Annotated in this window: 20 protein-coding genes; 13 read left to right on the top strand and 7 right to left on the bottom strand. The window is 29.7% G+C overall.

What is annotated here, in order from left to right; translation table 11 throughout:
* Positions 1-30 precede the first annotated feature (30 nt).
* From proB to H0I29_RS17295, 7 genes are all read right to left on the bottom strand, one after another.
* On the bottom strand, positions 31-795 hold the full coding sequence (gene proB, locus H0I29_RS17325; RefSeq protein ID WP_218753662.1) for a glutamate 5-kinase: 765 nt from the start codon (positions 793-795) through the stop codon (positions 31-33).
* 52 nt (positions 796-847) lie between these two features.
* Positions 848-2,044 carry a glutamate-5-semialdehyde dehydrogenase gene (locus H0I29_RS17320; RefSeq protein WP_218753660.1) on the bottom strand — a complete coding sequence of 399 codons (1,197 nt, stop codon included), beginning with the start codon at positions 2,042-2,044 and terminating at the stop codon, positions 848-850.
* Between the two features lie 77 nt (positions 2,045-2,121).
* A complete protein-coding gene (locus tag H0I29_RS17315; protein ID WP_218753658.1) occupies positions 2,122-3,252 on the bottom strand; it encodes an aspartate aminotransferase family protein in 1,131 nt (376 codons plus the stop codon).
* Positions 3,253-3,291: 39 nt separating this feature from the next.
* On the bottom strand, positions 3,292-4,083 hold the full coding sequence (proC, locus tag H0I29_RS17310) for a pyrroline-5-carboxylate reductase (RefSeq protein WP_218753656.1): 792 nt from the start codon (positions 4,081-4,083) through the stop codon (positions 3,292-3,294).
* 152 nt (positions 4,084-4,235) lie between these two features.
* Complete coding sequence (argC, locus tag H0I29_RS17305) at positions 4,236-5,219, bottom strand: N-acetyl-gamma-glutamyl-phosphate reductase (protein WP_218753654.1); 984 nt, start codon at positions 5,217-5,219, stop codon at positions 4,236-4,238.
* 99 nt (positions 5,220-5,318) lie between these two features.
* Positions 5,319-6,497 (bottom strand): argininosuccinate synthase, encoded by a 1,179-nt coding sequence (locus H0I29_RS17300; RefSeq protein ID WP_218753652.1) that lies wholly within the window; start codon positions 6,495-6,497, stop codon positions 5,319-5,321.
* Between the two features lie 4 nt (positions 6,498-6,501).
* On the bottom strand, positions 6,502-7,119 hold the full coding sequence (locus H0I29_RS17295; protein WP_218753650.1) for a GNAT family N-acetyltransferase: 618 nt from the start codon (positions 7,117-7,119) through the stop codon (positions 6,502-6,504).
* Between the two features lie 610 nt (positions 7,120-7,729).
* On the opposite strand from H0I29_RS17295, the gene H0I29_RS17290 reads away from it, so the two are divergent.
* The 13 genes from H0I29_RS17290 (at position 7,730) to H0I29_RS17230 (ending at position 18,429) form a co-directional block, all read left to right on the top strand.
* Complete coding sequence (locus tag H0I29_RS17290) at positions 7,730-8,143, top strand: DUF2141 domain-containing protein (RefSeq protein WP_218753648.1); 414 nt, start codon at positions 7,730-7,732, stop codon at positions 8,141-8,143.
* Between the two features lie 31 nt (positions 8,144-8,174).
* Positions 8,175-9,536 carry a 2TM domain-containing protein gene (locus H0I29_RS17285; protein ID WP_218730760.1) on the top strand — a complete coding sequence of 454 codons (1,362 nt, stop codon included), beginning with the start codon at positions 8,175-8,177 and terminating at the stop codon, positions 9,534-9,536.
* The gene (locus H0I29_RS17280; protein ID WP_218730759.1) at positions 9,536-9,859 is read left to right on the top strand and encodes a 2TM domain-containing protein; all 324 of its coding nucleotides are present in this window, start codon (positions 9,536-9,538) and stop codon (positions 9,857-9,859) included. Before H0I29_RS17285 ends, H0I29_RS17280 begins: the two co-directional genes overlap by 1 nt.
* Positions 9,860-9,861: 2 nt before the next feature.
* On the top strand, positions 9,862-10,149 hold the full coding sequence (locus tag H0I29_RS17275) for a 2TM domain-containing protein (RefSeq protein ID WP_218730758.1): 288 nt from the start codon (positions 9,862-9,864) through the stop codon (positions 10,147-10,149).
* A 2-nt stretch (positions 10,150-10,151) separates the two neighbouring features.
* Positions 10,152-10,487 (top strand): 2TM domain-containing protein, encoded by a 336-nt coding sequence (locus H0I29_RS17270; protein WP_218730757.1) that lies wholly within the window; start codon positions 10,152-10,154, stop codon positions 10,485-10,487.
* A gap of 4 nt (positions 10,488-10,491) precedes the next feature.
* Complete coding sequence (locus H0I29_RS17265; RefSeq protein WP_218753646.1) at positions 10,492-10,803, top strand: 2TM domain-containing protein; 312 nt, start codon at positions 10,492-10,494, stop codon at positions 10,801-10,803.
* 75 nt (positions 10,804-10,878) lie between these two features.
* The gene (locus H0I29_RS17260) at positions 10,879-11,634 is read left to right on the top strand and encodes a LytTR family DNA-binding domain-containing protein (RefSeq protein WP_218753644.1); all 756 of its coding nucleotides are present in this window, start codon (positions 10,879-10,881) and stop codon (positions 11,632-11,634) included.
* Positions 11,635-11,788: 154 nt separating this feature from the next.
* Complete coding sequence (locus tag H0I29_RS17255) at positions 11,789-12,253, top strand: nuclear transport factor 2 family protein (protein WP_218753642.1); 465 nt, start codon at positions 11,789-11,791, stop codon at positions 12,251-12,253.
* 114 nt (positions 12,254-12,367) lie between these two features.
* Positions 12,368-12,583 (top strand): DUF2007 domain-containing protein, encoded by a 216-nt coding sequence (locus H0I29_RS17250; protein WP_218753640.1) that lies wholly within the window; start codon positions 12,368-12,370, stop codon positions 12,581-12,583.
* A gap of 351 nt (positions 12,584-12,934) precedes the next feature.
* A complete protein-coding gene (locus H0I29_RS17245; protein ID WP_218753638.1) occupies positions 12,935-13,936 on the top strand; it encodes a bifunctional oligoribonuclease/PAP phosphatase NrnA in 1,002 nt (333 codons plus the stop codon).
* A 155-nt stretch (positions 13,937-14,091) separates the two neighbouring features.
* Positions 14,092-16,179, top strand: coding sequence for a lipocalin family protein (locus H0I29_RS17240; protein ID WP_218753636.1), 2,088 nt, complete (start codon positions 14,092-14,094; stop codon positions 16,177-16,179).
* A gap of 70 nt (positions 16,180-16,249) precedes the next feature.
* Positions 16,250-17,821, top strand: a complete 1,572-nt coding sequence (locus tag H0I29_RS17235) for a helicase HerA-like domain-containing protein (protein ID WP_218753634.1) — start codon at positions 16,250-16,252, stop codon at positions 17,819-17,821.
* Positions 17,822-17,862: 41 nt separating this feature from the next.
* Positions 17,863-18,429 (top strand): hypothetical protein, encoded by a 567-nt coding sequence (locus H0I29_RS17230; RefSeq protein WP_165733420.1) that lies wholly within the window; start codon positions 17,863-17,865, stop codon positions 18,427-18,429.
* Positions 18,430-18,542: the final 113 nt, after the last annotated feature.

Raw genomic sequence — 18,542 nt, 5'->3', positions numbered from 1 at the left:
ATGTACTTAAGTCCATTGAAATTGATAGTCTTATTTTATTTTTGTAAACGGTACTGTATTATTCATAGCATTGGTCATAAAATTGTCTTCTAAACCGTTTACAATCCAAGTTTCTATGTTTGCGTTTTTTGCAAGTTCTGCTGCTTCAATTTTAGAAGCCATTCCGCCACTTCCGTGGGATGATTTAGAATTTACAACTTCATCCTTTAAATGGTCAAAATCTTCAACGACCAAAATAGTTTCTGGTGTATTATTTTTAAAAGATTCTTTGGTATAAATTCCGTTTGTGTTTGTTGCAATGATTAATAAATCTACATCAAGTAAAGTAGCTGTTAAAGCTGCCAATTTATCATTATCACCAAACTGAATTTCATCTGTTGCAACCGTATCATTTTCGTTAATAATAGGAATGTAGTTGTTGTTTACCAACACATTAATAGTGTTTACAATATTGGTTTTACTTTGTTGTTTTTCAAAATCTGAATAGGAGAGAAGGCATTGAGAACTCAATAAACCGTATTCTCTAAAAATTTCTTGATAGATTCTAATTAAATGTGGCTGACCAATAGAAGCCAAAGCTTGTTTTACAAAAACTTCTTCATGTTTACTTTCTAGTTTTACAAACTGTTTTGCAACGGCAATTGCTCCAGAACTTACTATAATAAATTCACAAGTATCTTGTAATTTTGCAATCTGATTCGCAATATCTTCAATTTTTCCTCTAGAAATATTATCCGTTTCTTTGGTAAGCGTGTTAGAGCCTATTTTTAATAAAATACGTTTCTTTTTTTGCATTGTGTTTAATTTTCAACTGTTTACTGTGATTGTAAACTAGCAACTAAAATTTTTAACTTCTCACCTGTCCATTTCCATAAACGTACCATTTATTGGTAACCAAATGCTGTAAACCAATTGGCCCACGTTGGTGTAATTTGTCTGTACTAATTGCTAATTCGCCACCCAAACCTAATTGTCCACCATCTGTAAAACGAGTAGAAGCGTTATGATAGACAACTGCGGTATCTACGTTTTCCATAAATACTTTAGCTTTCTTAATTTCTTTGGTAATAATTGCTGATGAATGTCCGCCAGCATATTTGTTAATCATTGCAATAGCATTAGTATTTGAAGCAACTTCTCCAATAACAATTTTGTAATCTAAAAATTCTTCGTACCAAACTTCGTTTGATGAAATCTGATCTAAATTATGATTTTTAGCTACAGTTGCATCACCTAGAACTTCAATTTTAGATTCGTTTAATTTTGATATTAATTTATTGATGAATACTTCTTTATTAGTAAGATTAGCATCAATTAATACTTTATCAACAGCATTACAAGCAGATATTTTTGATTTTCCGTTGATGATCACATCAATTGCAATATCTAAATCAGCATCATTACTTACATACACAAAGTTGTTTCCTCGTCCGCTAATTATAACAGGACACGTAGCGTGTTCTTTTACAAAAGCAATTAAACGTTCGCCACCACGAGGCACAATTAAATCTACCTTTTGTGTAGGTTTTTCTAAAAAAGCCTGTGTTTCTGTTCTGTTGAATTGTAAATATTCTACCCAATCTGTAGCTGCATTGTGCTGTTTTAAAGCTTTGTGCCATAATTCCACAATTTTTAAGTTAGAATTTAAAGATTCTTTACCACCTTTTAATAATATTTTATTTCCAGATTTAAAAGCAATTCCTGCAGCTTCCACAGTAACATCTGGTCTCGATTCATAAATAATAAGAATCGTTCCAAAAGAAGCCGTTTTATTATAGACTTGCATTCCGTTATCATGCTTAAAACTAAAACGTTCTACACCAACCGGATCTTCTTGTGAAGCTAAATGTTTTGCAGCAGCAATCATTTCATCCACTTTTTTATCATCCGCTTTTAAACGATCGAACATAGAAATGTCATCTCCTTTATAAGCTTCTAAATCTTTTTTGTTGATACAAATAATAGCTTCTCTTTCTTTATCAAGAAGTTCTGCCATTGTAAGTAAAACAGCATTTCTAATTTCAATTGATAATAACGTATTCATAGTTTAAGTTTCTAGTAATCAGTTGCAGTTTCTAGTATTAGTTTAAGCAAAAATCTTTGCACCTTTGCGAGAACAAATTATTCTCCTAAAGCATCAACCAAAGCTTCAAAAAACTGATTGATATGCTCTTTCTTTAGAGTTAATGGAGGTAAAATTCTTAAAAGGTTTTTATTCATCGCACCACCTGTAAAAATATGATAGTCATAAATTAGCTTCTTACGTAAATCTCCAACTTCAAAGTCGAATTCTAAACCAAGCATTAATCCTTTACCTTTTATATTCTTTATTTGTGGAATTGTCTTTGCAATTTTTATGAAATAGCAAGACATTTCATTTACATTATCTATTAAGTTTTCCTCTTCAATTACTTTTAAAACAGATAAACCAGCAGCACAAGCCAAATGATTTCCTCCAAAAGTAGTCCCTAACATTCCGAATTTAGCTTCAACATCTGGGTGAATTAAAATTCCTCCAATCGGGAAACCATTTCCCATTCCTTTTGCTATCGAAATAACATCGGGAGTTACATTATAATGCTGAAAAGCAAAGAATTTACCAGACCTACCGTAACCAGACTGCACTTCATCGGCAATAAAAAAGGTGTTATTTGCTTTACAAAGTACATCTACTTGTTCGAAAAACTCACTAGTTGCTTGATCTAAACCACCAACTCCCTGAATAAATTCAACGATAACCGCACAAACATCACCTTTTTCTAGTTCTGTTTTTACAGCATCAATATCATTTAATTCTAAAATAGTAACCTTTTGTTGCGCGTTAATTGGTGCAATAATATTTTTATTATCGGTTGCAGCAACCGCAGCAGAAGTTCTACCATGAAAACCATTTTTAAACGCAATAACTCTAGATTCTCCCGTTTTAAAAGAAGCTAATTTTAGGGCATTTTCATTTGCTTCAGCACCAGAATTACATAAAAATAATTCGTAGGCTTTGCAGCCAGAAAGGGCTTCTAATTTATCGGCTAATTGAACTTGTAAAGGATTCTGAATAGCATTCGAATAAAAACCTAGTTTTTCAACCTGACTGGTTATCGCTTTTACGTATTTAGGATGTGCATGACCTATAGAAATTACAGCATGTCCGCCATATAAATCTAAAAATTCCGTTTTGTTTTCGTCATAAACATAAACTCCTTTAGCTTTTACAGGAGTAACATTGTACAGTGGATAAACGTTAAATAATGGCATAATGATAGTTTTTAGTAGCAATGGGTTTACACCCGTTGATTAGTTTTTAATTTGGTTAATTTTATCAAAAGATTTATTGATCCCTTTAATTAAAGAAGAGCTTAAACCTTGGTGTTCCATTTCGTTTAACCCTTCTATTGTACAACCACCAGGAGTGGTAACTCTGTCTATTTCTGCTTCTGGATGATTGCCTGACTCTTTTAATAAACTAGCCGCACCAAAACATGTTTGCATGGCTAATTTATGGGCTTCATCGGCTTCAAAACCTAACTGAATTGCGCCTTGTGTAGTGGCACGAATTAAGCGCATCCAAAAAGCAATTCCGCTTGCACAAATTACTGTTGCGGCTTGTAATTGCTCTTCTGGAATTTCTAAAGATTGTCCTAAACTATTAAAAATAGTTTTCGCTAATTCCACTTTTTCTTTCCCTTTTACATTCGGAGAAAGACACGTCATAGATTGCCCAACTGCAGCAGCTGTATTTGGCATAGAACGAATAATAAATTTATCGATTCCAATAATAGCTTCAATTTTTTCGATAGAAAAACCTGTAATAACTGTAATTATCACATGGTTTTCATTTAAAAGAGGTTTTAAATCTTTTAAAATTTTTTCTAAATGCCTTGGTTGAAGAGCAAATATTAAAATATCAGAATTTTTAACAGCTTCTTCATTATCCGAAGTTAAAACTACTTCATTATAAGTGTTAAAACTTGCTATTGAACTTGTATTTCGTTTTGTTAAATACAAAGAACTCACCACTTTGTTTTTTAATAAACCTTTGGCAATAGACTGTCCTAAACTTCCTGCTCCAATAATTGCTGCTTTCATAATTAATATTTTTTTACGTTCCCTAAAGGTTGCGCTTTACACTATATCTTATTTTGTTCTCGATACAAATTTTTTAAACCGACACCAAAAAGGATGGAGCCTGTCTTGAGCGTAGCCGAAAAGTTTCAATCGCTAACTCGAGTTACTTACTACTAGAAGTAATTTGCTTTTAAATTTAAACCTAGGGTTTCTTCAAAACCATGCATTAAGTTTAAATTCTGAATTGCAGCACCAGAAGCGCCTTTTAATAAATTATCAATAGTGGTTGTAATTAACAACTTATTGCCGTGTTTTTCTAACTGTATTAAACACTTGTTGGTGTTTACAACTTGTTTCATAAAAATGCTTTCATCAGAAACAAATGTAAAAGCAGCATCTTTATAATACGCCTTATAAATTTCTGTTGCTTCTTTAAGAGAACCATCGAACTTTGTATACGTAGTTGCAAAAATTCCTCTAGAAAAATCACCACGATTTGGCATAAAATTAATTTCAGAATTAAAACTAGGTTGTAGTTGGTTTACAGTTTGGTTGTACTCTCCTAAATGTTGATGATTAAATGCTTTATAATGAGAAAAGTTATTATCTCTCCATGTAAAATGTGTCGTTGCAGATAATGACGTTCCTGCTCCAGTTGCACCTGTTACTGCATTAATATGCACATCATCTTTTAACAAACCATTTGCTGCTAAAGGTAAAATAGCCAATTGTATTGCAGTGGCAAAACAACCAGGATTTGCAATGTATTTTGCTGTTTTTATACTTTCTTTATCTAATTCTGGTAAACCGTACACAAAATCTTTACCTTCAAAATTCTTATCAGCAAGTAATCTAAAATCATTACTTAAATCAATAATTTTCGTGTTATCAGAAAAGCTGTTTTTTTGTAAAAATGAAGTTGAGTTTCCATGACCTAAGCATAAAAATAAAACATCTACATCAGCATTTATTTCACTTGTAAAACTGATGTCTGTATCACCAATTAAATCTTGATGCACTTTATACAATTTGTTACCAGCGTTAGAAGTACTGTATACAAAATTGATATTTGTCTTTGGATGATTCAACAATAATCTAATTAATTCACCAGCAGTATAACCAGCTCCTCCTATAATTCCTACTTCTAAATTTTTCATGCTTTTGAAAATTTTTAACTGTGTAACTGTTTAATCGTGTAATTGTTATGTTGTGTAATCGTTGTGAAATAATCACTTAAACAATTACACGATTCAACATTATTTGTTATTTACTTGTCTGTATATTTTATTCTGATTTCCTAAAATTTTAATAAAACCTTTTGCATCATCTGCTGTCCAAGCTTTGTTTTCTTCTCCATACGTACTAAATGCGCTAGACATTAAATCGTGATCAGAAATTATTCCGTCTAAAGTAAAATGATAAGGTTTCAAAGAAACCACTACATTACCAGAAACCATTTTTTGAGAACTTTGTAAAAAAGCTTCCGTATCTCTCATTACAGGATCTAAATATTGCCCTTCATGTAAATGCATTCCGTAAAAACTAGATAAATACTCTTTATGCTGTAATTGCCATTTTGTTAAGTTGTGTTTCTCTAACAAATGGTGTGCTTTTACTGTGATTAAAGCCGCTGCAGCTTCAAAACCAACTCTTCCTTTTGTACCAACAATTGTATCACCAACATGAATGTCTCTACCAATTGCATATGCAGAAGCGATGTCGTTTAATTTTTCGATATTTACTTCCGGAGCATTTTCTTGTCCGTTTAAAGCAACAAATTCACCATTTTTAAAAGTTAGAGTTACTTTTTCTTCACCTTCTTTTTCTAATTGAGAAGGATATGCTTCACTTGGTAAAGGTAATTCTGACTTTAAAGTTTCTACTCCACCAACACTAGTTCCCCAAAGACCTTTGTTTACAGAATATTTAGATTTTTCCCAAGGCATATCAATACCTTCAGATTTTAAATAATCTATTTCTTCTTGTCTTGTTAATTTTTGGTCTCTAATTGGTGTAATAATTTTGATTCCAGGAGCCAAAGTTTGAAAAATCATATCAAAACGAACTTGATCATTTCCTGCACCTGTACTACCGTGAGCAATATATTCAGCACCAATACTCTTTGCGTATTCTACAATTTCAATTGCCTGAATAATTCTCTCTGCACTTACAGAAAGTGGATACGTAGCATTTTTTAATACGTTACCAAAAATTAAATACTTTACTACTTTGTTGTAGAAGGTAGAAACTGCATCAATATTTTTGTACGTAGAAACTCCCATTTTATAGGCGTTACTTTCAATGTGTTTAATCTCTTCTGTTGTAAATCCGCCTGTGTTAACACTTACGGCATGTACATCATATTCTTTAGATAAACTAACTGCACAATAAGATGTGTCTAAACCTCCACTATAAGCTATTACTAATTTTTTCATAATATTATTCTTTATTTTTTTTAAGAAACAATGCTTGTTTTATTCGTTTTAATCTTTGAAATGTTTTTTCTTTAAAAGGAGTTTTCTCTTCTTTTTTTATTTTTGCAGGATCAAAAAGCATCCCCGTACACAAACACATTTTTCTGTCTGTTCTTGTTAAAACATCGTAGTTTCTACAAGTTTGGCATCCATCCCAAAAAGATTGATCGTCTGTTAACTCAGAAAAAGGTACAGGTTTGTAGCCTAAATCGCTATTTAATTTCATTACAGCAAAACCTGTTGTAATACTAAAAACTTTCGCATCTGGAAATTTAGTTCTAGAATGCTCAAATATTTTCTGTTTTATTTTTTTTGATAACCCAATATTCCTATAATTTGGGTGTACAATTAAACCAGAGTTGGCAACAAATTTTCCATGCCCCCATTTTTCTATGTAGCAAAACCCTGCAAATTCACCATTTTCTAATGCTATTACAGCATTACCGTTTTCCATTTTTGTGGCAACATATTCTGGTTTTCTTTTTGCGATACCTGTTCCTCTAACCTGAGCAGCATCTTCTATTGTTTTGCAAATAATATCTGCATAAACAATATGTGACTTGTTAGCAATTACAATTTCCATTGCATTGTGTTTTTTATTTTATTAAAGTTGTTGTTTGTTCTTTTTGAATGTAGAATCGGACTCACCTAAACTCTATAATTATCTAAACACCCAAAGGGCGAATAGAAAAACTACGTCGTAAATTGTTATTTTTTAAGATAACGAAAGATTGTAAGTAAGTTTTGTAAGAATTGTTCACGATAAAATAAATAAATGGATAAATACTATAATAAGTTGTCTTGTAGCTAAAGTAGAATATTAGCGACGGCGGTTGCGCAAGCGCAAGCTGGGAACTATTGTAGTACATAAATTATTTATTCTTGTGGTAATCATACTGCTAAAGTAAATATTTTTTAAAAATTATTATCAAAAATGTAGTGCTTTTTTATCAGTTTTATCAAATTTAAACAAATTTATGGTTTGCGTTAAAAATAAATCAACAGATATCTTAAAAAATCTTTTTTTCATAATATTAATGGTGATTAAATTACTGCTTATTATTTATTACTGATTATTTTATGTGAAAACTACAATTCATCCTTAAAAAATTACAACTCGGTATTCTTAAATTTATAGAACTAAGGTTGTTTTGCATCTTTGTAGTATAATTAACCACTTAAAACAACTTATTATGAAACTTATCTTAGCAATTTTAACAACGGCAATGTTATGTGTTACAAACTTAGTAACAGCTCAAAACAAAACAATTACAGCAACTGTAGTAAATATTACTTCAGATTCTGGTAAAGTTGGTTTTGCTTTATATGACAAAACAAATTTTAGAATGAAACCAATTCAGAGTGCTAATGCTATAATTGAAGCAGGGAAAAGTACAGTGGTTTTCGAAAACGTAGAAGGAGGCGAATATGCAATTATTTGTTATCATGATAAAAATGATAATGATAAAATGGATTTTAAAGCTAATGGAATGCCTTTAGAAGATTATGGTGCTTCTAACAATAACATGACTTTTGGTCCGCCAAGATTTGAAGATGCAAAATTTAAGGTTAACGATAAAAATGTATCTTTAGAAATTAAATTTTAGTACGTATTTTTTATAAGAACAATTTCCCAAAATGAAGACACCTACCAACCATATTTATAATAAAATTAAAGATGATTTTATACTTTGTACAAAACTTACCATAGTTATAGGGATCGTTTTTATAGTTATAAACCAACAATTTAGTTTTAAAGGTGCAGGTATTACCTTTTTAATTTCGGGAATGTATTCTTTTACTTTAGGACTTGGAAACGGAATTATTAATGAATACTTAAACACCAAATGGGATTGGGTTAAAGAAACCAACAAAAGAGTTTGGGCAGGAATTATAACTACCGTAATTTATACAGTAATTGCCGTTTTAATTATTCATTTTATACAATATATATTGCTTTTTGGATATAAAGTAGAAAACTTCTTTCAAGGATATTTAGTTTGGGTCCATTTATTTGCAATCATATTTTCATTAGGAGTCGCTGCTTTTTTTCATGCCAAAGGTTTTATGGTGAATTGGAAAAGTGCTATGACCCAGGAAACTACCAAACAAGAAATTGTTGCAAAAACAGAAACTGCAAAATTTGAGTCTCTAAAAAATCAATTAGATCCACATTTTTTATTCAATAGTTTAAATGTGTTAACGAGTTTGATTGGAGAAAACCCTGCGCAAGCAGAAAAATTTACAACCAAATTATCTAAGGTATACAGATATGTTTTAGAGCAAAGAAACAAAGATTTAGTACCTATTGAAGAAGAATTAAAATTTGCAAAAACGTATATGCAGTTGTTAGAAATGCGTTTTGAAGATGCAGTGAAATTTAATATTCCAGATACCATAAGTAATAATGACTTAAAAATTGTACCACTTTCTTTGCAACTTTTGTTAGAAAATGCGGTAAAACACAATGTGGTTTCATCTTCTAAACCTTTAACAGTTAGTATTTATGAAGAAGATACTTATTTAATAATAGAAAACAATGTAAATCCTAAAGAAGCAATAGGGAAAAGCACTAAAGTAGGATTGCAGAATATTGCGGATAGATATGGATTGATCACTCAAAAGGGAGTGAAAATAGATAACAATAACAAAACTTTTAAGGTGAGTTTACCTCTCTTATATAAAATGAACGATATTATGTACAACGACGATTTAGAAAATAGCAAATACGTGAAAGCAGTAGAAAGAGTAGAAAAGTTAAAAGAATTTTATCAGAATTTAGCAGCTTATTGTATTGTAATTCCTTTTTTAATTTTTATCAATTTAAGGTTCTCTTCAGGTTTTCATTGGTTTTGGTTTCCAATTTTTGGATGGGGAATGGGATTGGCATTTCACTTTTTAGAAGTAAATAACTACAATATTTTCTTAGGCAATAATTGGGAGGAAAGAAAGATAAAAGAAATGATGGAAGCCGAGAATCAGCATAAAAACAGAAGATAATGGAAAAGGAACTTACACAAGAACAAAAATATATTTTAGCAAAGAAAAGAGTTGAAAAAATTAGTAAATTCTATAAACACCTGGCAACTTATATTATTGTAAACAGCTTTTTAAGTGCCATTTTTATAGTTGGAGATATAAATGATGGAGATACCTTTATGGAAGCTTTTTCTAATTATCATAATTATAAAATTTGGTTTTTTTGGGGAATCGGAATTGCTTTTCAGGCTTTGAATACTTTTGGTTTAAGTTTGTTTATGAATAAAGATTGGGAGCAAAAGAAGATTCAGAAGTATATGGATGAACAAAATTATAGAAGATAATTATGGATACAGATACTACGCAAAAACAACAATATATTAGAGCGCAGAAAAGAGTAAAAAAGATAAAAGGGTTTTACACACATTTAAGTATTTATTGTATTGTGATACCGATTATAATTTTTGTAAATTTAAAATTCGAACCTCATTTTCATTGGTTTTGGTTCTCTTTATGTGGCTGGGGAATAGGACTTTTCTTTCACTGGTTGTCTGTTTTTGGACTAAAGTTATTAGGTTTAGGAAACAATTGGGAAGAAAAAAAGATTAAAGAATTTATGAATGAAAAAAAATAGTTATGGAAAGAGATTTTACAAAAGAACAAAATTATATTAAAGCTAAAAAAAGAGTTAAAGCAATAAAAGGTTTTTATGTACATTTAATGGTTTACGTTTTGGTAAACATTTTTATTAGTGGCGTTGTTATTTTTGGCTTAATGCAAAGCGGATATAATTTTGAAGATGCTATAAGTAACTTTGGTACTTATTCTACTTGGCTTTTTTGGGGAATTGGTATGTTTTTTCATTGGATGGGCGTTTTTGGTTTTAAATCGATTGGCTTTGGCGCAGATTGGGAAGAAAAGAAAATTAAAGAAATGATGGATAAAGAAGATCTCAGGAAACATAAATTATAAGATTATGGAAAATTTAGACGAAAAGAGATTTTTTGAAGCAAAACAAAGAGTTGCAGAAATTAAAAAGTTTTACAAACATGTTGTAACCTATGTTTTAGTAAATTTATTTTTAACATTTGTTTGGACGTTTTCTTTTAAGATTTTCGGTGACTTTGTGCTAAGCAATCAATACGATTCAGACGGATTTAAGCATATTCCTTTTTGGTTAATTTGGGGAGTTATTTTGTTAATTGATGCTTTTAAAACATTTGGTTTTGCAGGTGTTTTTAATAAAAATTGGGAAGAGAAAAAAATCAAAGAATTTATGCAAGATTAAAATCAACTGAATATTAACAAAAAGAAGAGTTAAAAAAATATAAAAGATCAACAATCTTAAAAAGCGATTACAAAAATGAATGTATTAATAATTGAAGATGAAAAACCTGCAGCAAGAAGGCTAAACAGAATGTTAGCAGCATTAAATTTAGAAGTTCAGCAGATGTTGCACTCGGTAGAAGAGTCTTTAAATTGGTTACAAAACAATGAACATCCAGATTTGATCTTTTTAGATATTCAGCTTTCTGATGGATTGTCTTTTGAGATTTTTGAAGAAATAGAAGTGAAATCTGCTATTATTTTTACTACTGCTTATGATGAATATGCGTTAAAAGCATTCAAGTTAAATAGTATTGATTATTTGCTAAAACCTTTAGATGAAGATGAACTAAAAGTTGCCGTAGAAAAGTTTAAAGAATATCGGCCAAAAGAAGCAGAAGTACAGGTAAACTTGGATGAAATTCGTAAACTATTGGTGAATCCCGTAGATAGAAAATTTAAAAAGAGATTGACGATTAAGGTTGGTCAGCACATAAAAATTATAAATATTGATGAGGTAACATGTTTTTATAGTGAGAATAAATCTACTTATATTCATACTAAAGAAAATAGGAATTACTTGCTAGATAATTCTTTAGAAACTTGGCAAGAACAATTAAATCCAGAACATTTTTTTAGAGTTAACAGAACTTTTATTGTGCACATAAATGCTATAAAAGACATTATAGCATATTCTAATTCTCGTTTAAAGTTAATCTTAGATTCTTATTCTGATAGTGAAATTATTGTGAGTAGGGAACGTGTAAAAGATTTTAAGAACTGGATTGACTAATATCGTTAATTTATTATTAAAGAAACCTTTAGTTTTAGAGTTAGATTTGTTTCCGTACCTATTTTCTTATAACTTCGCTAACTTCTGATAATTGGACTTTGAAACGATGTGATATCATCGTTAACATTAAACTCAATTAAAAAACAGCAACTAAATGGAAAATAAGGAAATAATAAAGAAGTTTTACACATCATTTTCTAATGGAAATGTAACAGGAATGTTAGAATGTTATCATAAGGATGTTGTCTTTAAAGATGCTGTATTCGGAAGGTTAGAGGGAGATAGAGCTTTTAAAATGTGGGAAATGCTACTTTCTAATAAAAAACAAGACACTACTATTAACTTTAGTAATATAGAAGCAACTGCAGAAAACGGAAAAGCAAATTGGGTAGCAGAATATCTTTATGGAGACAAGAAAAGAAAAGTGGTTAATAGAGTTTCTGCCGATTTTAAATTTAAAGATGGTAAAATTATACAGCATTTTGACACTTTTGATTTATGGTCTTGGACAAAACAAGCAATGGGACTTCCTGGTTATTTATTGGGATGGTCCTCATTTATGAGAAATAAAATTCAGAAAACTACCAACAACCGATTAGATGTTTTTATAAAAAAATAACAACGCCTAATTAACATAAGATTCAGTCATTTTAATGATGTATCAATACTAAAATTAAATTGTAAGTAATATTGTAATTTAGTAAAAATATTATTATATTCATTAAAAAATACTATGAGCTTAATAACAATTCAAAAATCACACAACATTTCCGATTTATTTATACTAAAAGGCAGATTAGAGCACGAAGGAATTAAATGTTTTTTACTAAATGAATTTACAACTCAAATAATGCCACATATGGGATCATTTGAAGTTGAGCTACAAGTTCATGATGCAGATATAGATAGAGTAAAAGAGATTTTAGCTGAAATTAATCAAATTGAGTAGAATTAACATCAGAAATAAAGCGGATAGATTACTTTAATACTGAAAATATAAAAGCAAAATTGTAATTGTTTAATCAAATGCTTTTTTAAATATTACTGTATGAACAAAATAAATGAGGTTTAAATCTAAAATAAAAATAGTTCTGTAAGGATTACTTTTGTTTTTATCAAGAAAATATTTTTATTTAAAGGTTTAACTACTTAGAATCTTAAAATTAGTGAACTTGTTTTTAAATAATTTATTGGCAATTAAATAATAAGAACTCACTGCTTCACTTCAATAATAAACCTAACTTCGCATCCTCATAAAAAAATACAATTGCTGAGTATTTGCAATTGAAAAACACACGACATGAATATTTACCAACAAATAGAAGCAGAAATTCAAGCTGCTTCAAACATCATTATTACAGCACACAAATCTGCAGATGGAGATTCCATAGGTTCTTCTTTAGGTTTACTTCATTTTATAGAAAAGTTAGGAAAGAAAGCAGTTGTTTGTCACCCAGATAAAGCACCAGATTTTTTATATTGGTTAGATACTTCTTCAATTCTTTTAATGGAAGAAAACCCGGAAGAAGTAACAGTAGAAATGCAAAAAGCAGATTTAATTTTCTGTTTAGATTACAATGCAACCAATAGAGTAGGTCCAGAAATGCAAGTTTTGTTAGAAGAAGCAACTTGTAAGAAAATTATGATAGATCATCATTTGAACCCTGAAGAATTTCCTACAATCACAGTTTCAGAAACTACAGCATCATCAACATCACAATTAATTATAGATTTAATAGAGCAATCTGGTCATTTAGAATTGTTAGATGAAAAAATAGGAACCCCTTTATATTTAGGAATTTTAACAGATACAGGAAGTTTTAGATTCAATTCTGTAAAACCAAGAACACACGAGGTTTTAGCTAAAATTTTAGCAGCAGGAGTAGAACATCATTTAATTCATGAAAAATTAAGTGATAATAATACAGAAACTCGTTTGCGTTTACAAGGATATGCAATGAGTGAGAAATTAGAAATTTTATACGATTATAATGTGGCAATTATTTCTTTATCTAAAGAAGAGTTGGCGAAATATCACTATAAGAAAGGAGATACAGATAGTTTGGCAAATTTAGTTTTATCAATAAAAGGGATGAAAGCTGCTATTGTATTTACTGAAAGAGACGGAATTATGAAAATTTCTTTCCGTTCTAAAGGAGCAGAAAACCCGGTTAATATGTTAGCAAAAGAACATTTTAACGGAGGAGGACATGCTAATGCTTCTGGAGGAATGAGTGATTTAACTGTTGATGAAACTCTAGAAAAATTAAAAGGATTAATTCCTGAGTATTTTCAGAAATAAGACCAATTGTCTTTTACATATAAAAAGAGGTTTTAGCTTTACAAAGTTAATACCTCTTTTTTATTGCGCTCAATTTTAATTTTTTTCAAAACTAGTTCAAAGAATTATTTACGTTCAATAAAACTTTGATTATTTTTATCAAAAATTAGATAAACATGATGCAACATTACGAGTTTGTTAATAGAAAAGGCATTACAAAAAGAATTTTTAATCTGTTAGTAGTTGTTTCTTTTCTAACCATATTCTTTTCTTGTAATAGTAACGATGATAATTTATTTAACGAGGAAGAAATTATACAAAAAGACGCTAAAATAGAAGATTTAGCGGGTGCTTGGTCTATTTATAAAGTTGAATATGATGGAAACGAAGCTTCTGTACCTGCAACAACTGAAGAGTGCGGGAGAAATTTTTTTATTTACAATAGTTCTGGTACTTATGAAGAATTTCTTTATCAAGAATCTTATCGATGTCAACCGACACAGAATACGTTGAACTGGACTTTAAATAATGGAGTAATTACGTTAAGTTCTGATGAAAACAATCAGTATGAAACAATAAAAATTAAAAATTTAAGTAAAGATAACTTTGTGTTTTTTGTTAGTTTAGATACGGATGGTGACGCTGTTAAAGAACAATATACTTTTACTGCTTACAGATATTTACCACCAAATGAAATGGATTTGTATACAGCTACTTTTCAAAAAAAGGAAGAGGGGCCATTTGAAAATCACATAGAATTTGGTTGGGATGCATATAACGGCTACAATACATTTGAAAAATACGAGATTTATAGAAGTGGTAAGGACTGTAATTTAAACGGAGCTACTTTATTAAAGACAATTACAGACGTAAATTTAAATACCTTTATAGATGAAGAACCTTTGCCCAATAGCGAAGCGTGTTATTTTCTAAAAATTTACACTAATAAAGGACTTTTAGGAGAAAGTGATCCGAGGTATATAAACCCTGAATTTATATTTCCAGAAAATGTTGTTTTTAAAAATGCGGAGGTAATTGAGAATGAAGTTTCTTTATCTTGGGAAAAATATTCTGGTTATTATTTTTCTCATTATGAGATAAGAGTGCAAGATCAGAATGAAAATTCGAGTCCAAATATAGAAAGCGTTAAAATTATTTCGGATATCAATACAACCTCCTTTATAGATGAGAACCCACCTTATGTAAACAATCCTATTTATACTATTTATGTGCACAATATATTTGGGAATATTAGTAACTTGAATGATGAGAAATCTGTTGTAGAAACAGCTTTTATAAGACCAGAATTGTTAGACGCTGATTATATTAAATATTTAAGTTTTGATCCGGAAGGTCAATCCTTTTACTTTTATTTAAGAAATACCAAAAACGAGCCAAGATTGATAAAATATGATTATATCAAGCAAGAAATAACAGCAGAAGCTTTTAAACTACCAACGTCGTATACAGAAGTGGAAATGAGATTAATTACTTCAGAAAATGGAAAAGAACTAGTTTTTTCTCAAAGTGATAACCTATTTATTTACGACGCAGAAACCTTAAATTATAAATATTCTTTAGTTTCATCATATAGGGCAATGGGTAGTTTTGAATATTTTGATGATAATATCTGGGTTTTATCAGACAGTGATGATGTTTTTACTTACAAAAGAAATGGAGATCAATTTGTAGAAATTGATGAAAAACCACATTTTTCAGATCACCAAGGAGGTCAGAATTATGAAATTACAAAATTAGATAAAAACAACTTTTTTTTAAGTCATAATAACGAGGGCAGAGCAATACATTATAGTATTAGTAATACAGGAGAAATCTCTAATAATGGAATAATAGAAATTCCTTTAAAATTCAAATATAATAGTGATGTGTCAACAAATACAACAAGTTCTTATTTACTAAACAAAAAAAGAAATACGGTTTATTCTTTAGATGACTTTTCTAAAATAGTAAGTTATTCTACTCCAATAGTTACATCAAATTTTAGTAAAAATGGGACTGAAATTTATGGTACAAATAATGATTCAGAAGTTTATGATAATCATAAAAATTTTAAAAAGGAAATTATAGTTTATAGTATTTTAAATAATAATTTTAGAACCTTACCTACAAAAGGATTTCCACTATACATTGCAGAAGATAATTTAGGAAATATAATAAGTCTGTCTTCTGGTTTTCCTAGAAATTCTTATTATGATAGTTATAATGGCAATGTTGCAGATCTGTTTGTAGAAATTATTAAATAAGCAAAACAAACTCTTTAAATAATTTCACAACAATCAAACTTTGATTATTTTTATCAAAATTTAGTTTTAAATGAGTCAGAAAGAAGAATTTTTTGAATACATCAATAACGGTTACAAAACCAAAGGCGATTTTATAGCATTAGGTGCCGCAATGTTAGGGGAAGAAACCGTAACAGATGCGCTGGTGAAAATACCACTTAAAACTCTAAATAGGCATGGTTTAATTGCTGGAGCAACCGGAACAGGAAAAACAAAAACACTACAAGTTTTAGCAGAAAACTTATCAGAAAAAGGAGTCCCTGTTTTGTTGATGGATATTAAAGGAGACCTTTCTGGTTTGGCACAACCTAGTCCAGGACATGCAAAAATAGACGAACGTCACGCAAAAATTGGTTTTCCGTTTACAGCACAAAAATTTCCTATAGAAGTTTTAACGATTTCTGAACAAGACGGAACAAGAATGCGTGCTACAATTTCAGAATTTGGACCTGTTTTATTATCAAGAATTTTAGACTTAACAGAAACTCAAAGCGGAATCGTAGCCATCATTTTTAAATATTGTGATGATAATAAATTTGCCCTTTTAGATATTAAAGATTTCAAAAAAGTTTTACAATACGTTACCAATGAAGGTAAAGAAGAAATTCAAGCGGAGTATGGGCGAATTTCATCTTCATCTACAGGTGCAATTTTGCGTAAAATTGTAGAAATAGAACAACAAGGAGGAGATTTATTCTTTGGCGAAAGATCTTTTGAAGTAGAAGATTTAACAAGAGTAGATGAAGACGGAAAAGGAATTATTTCTGTTTTGCGTTTAACAGATATTCAGGACAAACCAAAGTTGTTTTCAACATTTATGTTACAATTATTAGCTGAGGTCTATGAAACTTTCCCAGAGCAAGGAGATAGTGACAAACCGGAGTTAATCATCTTTATAGATGAAGCGCATTTGGTATTTGAAGAAGCTTCTAAGGCTTTATTAAATCAAATAGAAAGTATTGTAAAATTGATTCGTTCTAAAGGGATTGGTTTGTATTTTGTTACGCAAAACCCTAAAGATGTGCCAGAAGATATTTTAGCACAATTAGGTTTAAAAATTCAACATGCATTAAGAGCATTTACAGCAAAAGATAGAAAAGCTATTAAGTTGGCTGCAGAAAATTATCCATCTTCTGAGTATTATGACACGAAAGAAGTTTTAACGCAATTAGGAATTGGAGAAGCTTTTGTATCCGTTTTAAACGAAAAAGGAATTCCAACTCCGTTGGCAAGAACCATGTTACGTGCTCCAATGAGTAGAATGGATGTTCTAACTGATAAAGAGTTAAAAAATGTAATTAACAACTCACGTCTTTTCTATAAATACAATGAAAATTTAGACAGAGAAAGTGCGTACGAATTATTGAATGAAAAGATAGAAAAGGTTAATATTGCAGAAGCAAAAGCTATACAAGCAGAAACCGATAAAAAAGAAAGAGAAAAATTAGCAAAAGAAAGAGATAAGGAAAGAATAAGAGAAGAAAGAGCTTCTAGAAGTACTACCAGACGCAGAAGTACGGCACAAAATCCATTAATTAAAGTATTAACAAGTGCAACTTTTATTAGAGCTGCATTTGGGATTTTAAAAAAAGTATTAAAATAAGAAATAAATAAAAAGAACATTTAAATAACAAACATACTATAATGATTAAAAAAAATATCCTTCCAATTATTGCAATCGCATTTTCACTATTTGTAATTAGCTGTGATAATACTAGTAAATTTAAAATAGAAAAAGGTAAAGTTGGTGCGCTTACAACCACAACTACAATAAAGGAATTAAGTACTATTTTTAAAAACGATTCTATTGTTAAAAATTTAAGTGAAGGTGCACAAGGAGATAATTATTTTCAAGAAGACGATGAATATTTCATTTTTGAAAAAGGAGGAAAATTGTTACTTACAATTTTGCCAAAACAACAATTAGATTCTACATCTACCATAAAAAGTATAGAAATTAATGATGTGCGTTATACAACTGCATCTGGAATTAATTTAAATTCTAGTTTTTCAGAAATAAATGCCAATAACAATATTAACAGAATAGAGACTACTTTAACTTCTGCAACGCTTTTTTTAAACGACTTAAATGCAACAGTTGCTATAGATAAAGAAGAGTTAGGTCTAAAAGAATTGATTACTCAAAAAGTAACAAAAGAACAAATTCCAGATTTAGCAAAAATGAAATCTTTTATCGTTTGGTTTAATTAAATTTTAGGGCAAATTTTGTCGCTTTATTTTTTTAACAAAACCGCGCTTTCAACTATATCTTTTTATGTAAAAATAAATTGATACTTTAAAAACTCTTATTTAATAAATAATAT

The sequence above is a fragment of the Polaribacter sp. R2A056_3_33 genome (assembly GCF_019278485.1).
Classification (GTDB): domain Bacteria; phylum Bacteroidota; class Bacteroidia; order Flavobacteriales; family Flavobacteriaceae; genus Polaribacter.
This window is presented reverse-complemented; position numbering and strand designations above follow the sequence as displayed.

What these genes read in the sequence shown, in the direction of transcription:
- H0I29_RS17285 (WP_218730760.1), top strand. Translation starts at nt 8,175, where the DNA reads ATGAAGACACCTACCAACCATATTTATAATAAAATTAAAGATGATTTT.
- H0I29_RS17295 (WP_218753650.1), bottom strand. Translation starts at nt 7,119, where the DNA reads ATGGAAATTGTAATTGCTAACAAGTCACATATTGTTTATGCAGATATT.
- H0I29_RS17315 (WP_218753658.1), bottom strand. Translation starts at nt 3,252, where the DNA reads ATGCCATTATTTAACGTTTATCCACTGTACAATGTTACTCCTGTAAAA.
- H0I29_RS17275 (WP_218730758.1), top strand. Translation starts at nt 9,862, where the DNA reads ATGGATACAGATACTACGCAAAAACAACAATATATTAGAGCGCAGAAA.
- H0I29_RS17235 (WP_218753634.1), top strand. Translation starts at nt 16,250, where the DNA reads ATGAGTCAGAAAGAAGAATTTTTTGAATACATCAATAACGGTTACAAA.
- H0I29_RS17300 (WP_218753652.1), bottom strand. Translation starts at nt 6,497, where the DNA reads ATGAAAAAATTAGTAATAGCTTATAGTGGAGGTTTAGACACATCTTAT.
- H0I29_RS17320 (WP_218753660.1), bottom strand. Translation starts at nt 2,044, where the DNA reads ATGAATACGTTATTATCAATTGAAATTAGAAATGCTGTTTTACTTACA.
- H0I29_RS17290 (WP_218753648.1), top strand. Translation starts at nt 7,730, where the DNA reads ATGAAACTTATCTTAGCAATTTTAACAACGGCAATGTTATGTGTTACA.
- H0I29_RS17270 (WP_218730757.1), top strand. Translation starts at nt 10,152, where the DNA reads ATGGAAAGAGATTTTACAAAAGAACAAAATTATATTAAAGCTAAAAAA.
- H0I29_RS17260 (WP_218753644.1), top strand. Translation starts at nt 10,879, where the DNA reads ATGAATGTATTAATAATTGAAGATGAAAAACCTGCAGCAAGAAGGCTA.
- proC (WP_218753656.1), bottom strand. Translation starts at nt 4,083, where the DNA reads ATGAAAGCAGCAATTATTGGAGCAGGAAGTTTAGGACAGTCTATTGCC.
- H0I29_RS17245 (WP_218753638.1), top strand. Translation starts at nt 12,935, where the DNA reads ATGAATATTTACCAACAAATAGAAGCAGAAATTCAAGCTGCTTCAAAC.
- argC (WP_218753654.1), bottom strand. Translation starts at nt 5,219, where the DNA reads ATGAAAAATTTAGAAGTAGGAATTATAGGAGGAGCTGGTTATACTGCT.
- H0I29_RS17230 (WP_165733420.1), top strand. Translation starts at nt 17,863, where the DNA reads ATGATTAAAAAAAATATCCTTCCAATTATTGCAATCGCATTTTCACTA.
- H0I29_RS17280 (WP_218730759.1), top strand. Translation starts at nt 9,536, where the DNA reads ATGGAAAAGGAACTTACACAAGAACAAAAATATATTTTAGCAAAGAAA.
- H0I29_RS17265 (WP_218753646.1), top strand. Translation starts at nt 10,492, where the DNA reads ATGGAAAATTTAGACGAAAAGAGATTTTTTGAAGCAAAACAAAGAGTT.
- proB (WP_218753662.1), bottom strand. Translation starts at nt 795, where the DNA reads ATGCAAAAAAAGAAACGTATTTTATTAAAAATAGGCTCTAACACGCTT.
- H0I29_RS17250 (WP_218753640.1), top strand. Translation starts at nt 12,368, where the DNA reads ATGAGCTTAATAACAATTCAAAAATCACACAACATTTCCGATTTATTT.
- H0I29_RS17255 (WP_218753642.1), top strand. Translation starts at nt 11,789, where the DNA reads ATGGAAAATAAGGAAATAATAAAGAAGTTTTACACATCATTTTCTAAT.
- H0I29_RS17240 (WP_218753636.1), top strand. Translation starts at nt 14,092, where the DNA reads ATGATGCAACATTACGAGTTTGTTAATAGAAAAGGCATTACAAAAAGA.